Below are 3,294 nucleotides of genomic sequence, written 5' to 3' on the forward strand. Positions count from 1 at the left end.
ATACTAAATTGCGTTCAAAGATATAGAAGTTATCCATTCGAACCCAGTCATTGACTGGGTTTTCGTTGGATTGGATTCGAGGGCGACGAGCCCGTGGGTCAGGGCGCTTTCGACGGCGTCCAGATTGGCGAAGACGTGGTTGGCGAAGCAGTCCTCGCGCAACGACTCCCACAGGTGCTCAGCGGGGTTGAGCTCCGGGCTGTACGGGGGCAGGAAGATCAATCGCATGTTCTGCGGCACGGCAAGATCACCGGCGATGTGCCAGCCCGCTTGGTCCATGACCATCACGATGAATTCCGCAGCGTGGCGCTGCGCCACCTCGCTCAGGAACAGCGACATCGTCTCGGCGCTGACCCAGGGCAGCACCAGGCTGTCCAGCACGCCGTCGTGCGGGCTGACGGCGCTGAAGGCGTAGATGTACTTGCGTTCCAGTCGCGCGCCGACCACCGGCCGTGTGCCGTGAGGTGCCCAGCAGCGCCGAGGGCTGCCCAGCAGGCCGAATCGGCCTTCGTCCTGGAACATCARGCGCACCTGGCGCCCGCGTTCAGCCTGGCGCACGACCTCTTGGCGTACCGTGCGGCGCAGTTTTTTTAAAGGCGACCTGCGCCGCCACATCTGCCTTGGGGTGCCGCGGGCGCGGCACCACCTTGCGCCAACCATGGCGATCCAGAAGTCGGTAAACCGTAGAGGGGGCCACCTGCTTGCCCAGTTGGTCCTGGTAAGCCTGCTGGATCTCCGCCACCGTCAGCATCCCGCCCGCCTCGGCACGCTTGACGAAGGGCGCCAGAAGTTGCTGCTCTTGCTCGGGGCTGAGGTGCTGGTGATGCCTGCCGCCACGCCCGCGCAGATCGAAGATGGCATCTCCCTCCTTCGACCAGCGCGAGTGCAGGACATGCACCGTCGCAGTGGACCAGCCCAACAACTCGGCGATCTGCGCAGCTGAGCTGCCCAGAGTCGCCCGGATGAGCACGCACTGGATGCGCTGGTACTCCGCATGACTGCCGGCTCGCTTGAGCCGTTCCGCCAAGCGCTCAACAGTCGGCTTATCACCCACGATTAATGTCTTCATCCACGACTCCTTGAGGTTCGTGGGCTGACATCATATCTAATCTATTGAACGCAAATTGGTATAAGAGGCGCTTGTTGGCGTGCCGTCGCACTCACCAGCGACAAACATCCGCACGCTCCGCTGCGTTGTCGATATCGCTGGCACCAGTCCGGCCTTCCATCCTCAACACCAGAGGCTCAAACGGTCGAGGATCAGCGCGGACATCCGCGCATCGGGGCAGTGTAAGTGGCCTAGGCGCGCAGTCCCTTCGCGCAACCGAATTCAGTTCGAGCCGGCCTTGCCTGTGTAGGGATTCACGTGGGCCTTGGTGGACCAGTTGGGACATCGCCCCGTTGATCACCGGGCAGTCGGTCCAGGTAAGGGCTTCTTCGAAACATCTTGCGCGCCTCTGATGACGGTCGTGCGTCGGCGTGCTCTTGCTTGCTTGCTCGTGGATGCGCGTATCCGGATTGCGCGCGTGACGCGCCCGTGCTCGCTCAGCGCGAGCCGCTCTGAAGCGGTCGCACGCTGGACGCTCGGCAGCATGAGTTTCGCCGCGGACAGCTGGCACCGACTACCGCATCGGTCAAAACAGTTCGAAGTCCAAATTGTCCTCGTGCAGCAGTTGCCGCTGCCGTTTGAGCCAGCGCTTGGTCGCCGCCCGATCTACCAGCATGCGCATGTCGCGATGCTGTTGGCTCAGCTCGGCACGCAACTGCCGGCCGTTCTGCTCGAGCAACTGGCCCAGTTTGCGCGGGCTCATTCCCCACCCAGCTTCCAGCCCGAAGTCGATCCGGAACCCCATCTCGACGCGCTCGACCTCAGCTCTCAGTTCCTCCAGTTGCTCGCTCAGCACCTTGTTGTAGTGCTTCAATCTCTGGACGCTGGCATTCGCGATGTGGCCTGCATCGATCTGCTCGATCTGCAACTGCAGCTCCAGCAATGTGAGCAGATCGTTGGCCGCATAGGCCTGGTTCACCTTCTGCATCAGCACGGTCTTGACTTCGCGTTGTCGTGTATCGGTCTCGCGGTCGGGGTGCAAGGCGCTGGCGAGCTTGCGGAAGATCTCACGCACGGACTGCGTGGCCTGTTGCGCTTCGGCTTCACGCCGCTGCTGCGCGACGTTCTTGCGACGGCGCGCGGCCTGGGTGCCGCGTTCGGCCTCCTCCGCCGCCGCTCTCTGCCGCAGCCCTTGCTGCATGCGCTCGAACAGATCGGCATGCGTATCGATTCCCTCGTCGTCGCCCAGGTCCAGGCCGGTCATGGCTTGCGTCATGTCCTTCATAGCCCGCACCATCTGCTGCCGCTCGGTGTCGAAGTCGACCTCGGCGTGCTTGGAGAACAGCGCCTTCAACTCTTCATCGTCGTCGCACGCATGCAGCAGTGCGCCCGCGGAGTCGCGCACCAACTCGCTCAGCGTGTCGCGCTCCGCCTTGGTCCACCCGCGTTGGCCGAGAAGTTCATCCAGCGCGAAGACCCATTGCCTGCGTGCGGCCATCAGCTCGGTCTCCAGCGGCAGCAGCACCTGCGCATGAGCTTGACGGTACAAGCCGATGTTGTCGTGCCACGCCGCCAACGTCTCGCGTGCCTGTTCGATCTGTCGGATCAGCGTGTTGAATCGCTTCTGCTGCGGCGTCAACGTCGGGCCGGCCTGGCCGGCAGAGATTTGCAGGGTGTTGCGGGACATGGGCCAGTCTCAGGGCAAAGGCGCAATTGTCGATGATCAATCCCCCACCAACGTTCCGAAACGAAACGCGCCCTCGTCGCCGAATAGATGCGGGTTCAGACCACCGACAACATGGCCCCTAAAGCGGTACTGGGCGCCTCCCTGCATGCTCTTTCGTCGGAGACTGTCCGCGGCGCTCTGATCGCTTTCAGGGAAGAGTTCGCGGACAGTCCGCTTGGGCTGGCCGTCGAACTGCGTACTCAGGTTGCGCAACAGTTCTTCTCGAGCGATTCGTCGCGTCAGTCAGTGTAGACCGTGGCGAACTGACAGGGCCTACATCTGCCGCAGACACTCCTGAAGCGTGRACCCTATGAGTTCGCCGCGTCGAAAGGAGGCCCGCGCTGGGGCGGTCCGAATGCTGTGAGCCCGTTGGAGGCCGTGCGGCGGGAACCGAGCCGTGGAGAGAGAGGGCAGCCGCATGCAGCGAGGTCAGGCCAGTCCTATGACAGCAAAAAGCAATGATAGAAATGGTGACCTTGACTAAAGCGTCTATCAGCCCCGGGCCGACTTGTTGTCCAAG

3 protein-coding genes are annotated in these 3,294 nt (G+C 62.7%); all 3 read right to left on the reverse strand.

The genetic code is table 11. The annotated features are described in order from the left end of the window. Positions 1–3 precede the first annotated feature (3 nt). Positions 4–660 carry an IS630 family transposase gene (locus tag AC1DY5_RS48340; RefSeq protein WP_478121451.1) on the reverse strand — a complete coding sequence of 219 codons (657 nt, stop codon included), beginning with the start codon at positions 658–660 and terminating at the stop codon, positions 4–6. Next, positions 545–1,069 (reverse strand): winged helix-turn-helix domain-containing protein, encoded by a 525-nt coding sequence (locus AC1DY5_RS48345; protein WP_478121452.1) that lies wholly within the window; start codon positions 1,067–1,069, stop codon positions 545–547. The genes AC1DY5_RS48340 and AC1DY5_RS48345 overlap by 116 nt, the downstream gene beginning before the upstream one ends. A gap of 565 nt (positions 1,070–1,634) precedes the next feature. Next, entirely contained in the window at positions 1,635–2,735 is a 1,101-nt protein-coding gene (locus AC1DY5_RS48350; protein WP_478121453.1) for a J domain-containing protein, read from the reverse strand. Between the last annotated feature and the right edge of the window lie 559 nt (positions 2,736–3,294).

This window comes from Variovorax sp. P4_D9, assembly GCF_056401695.1.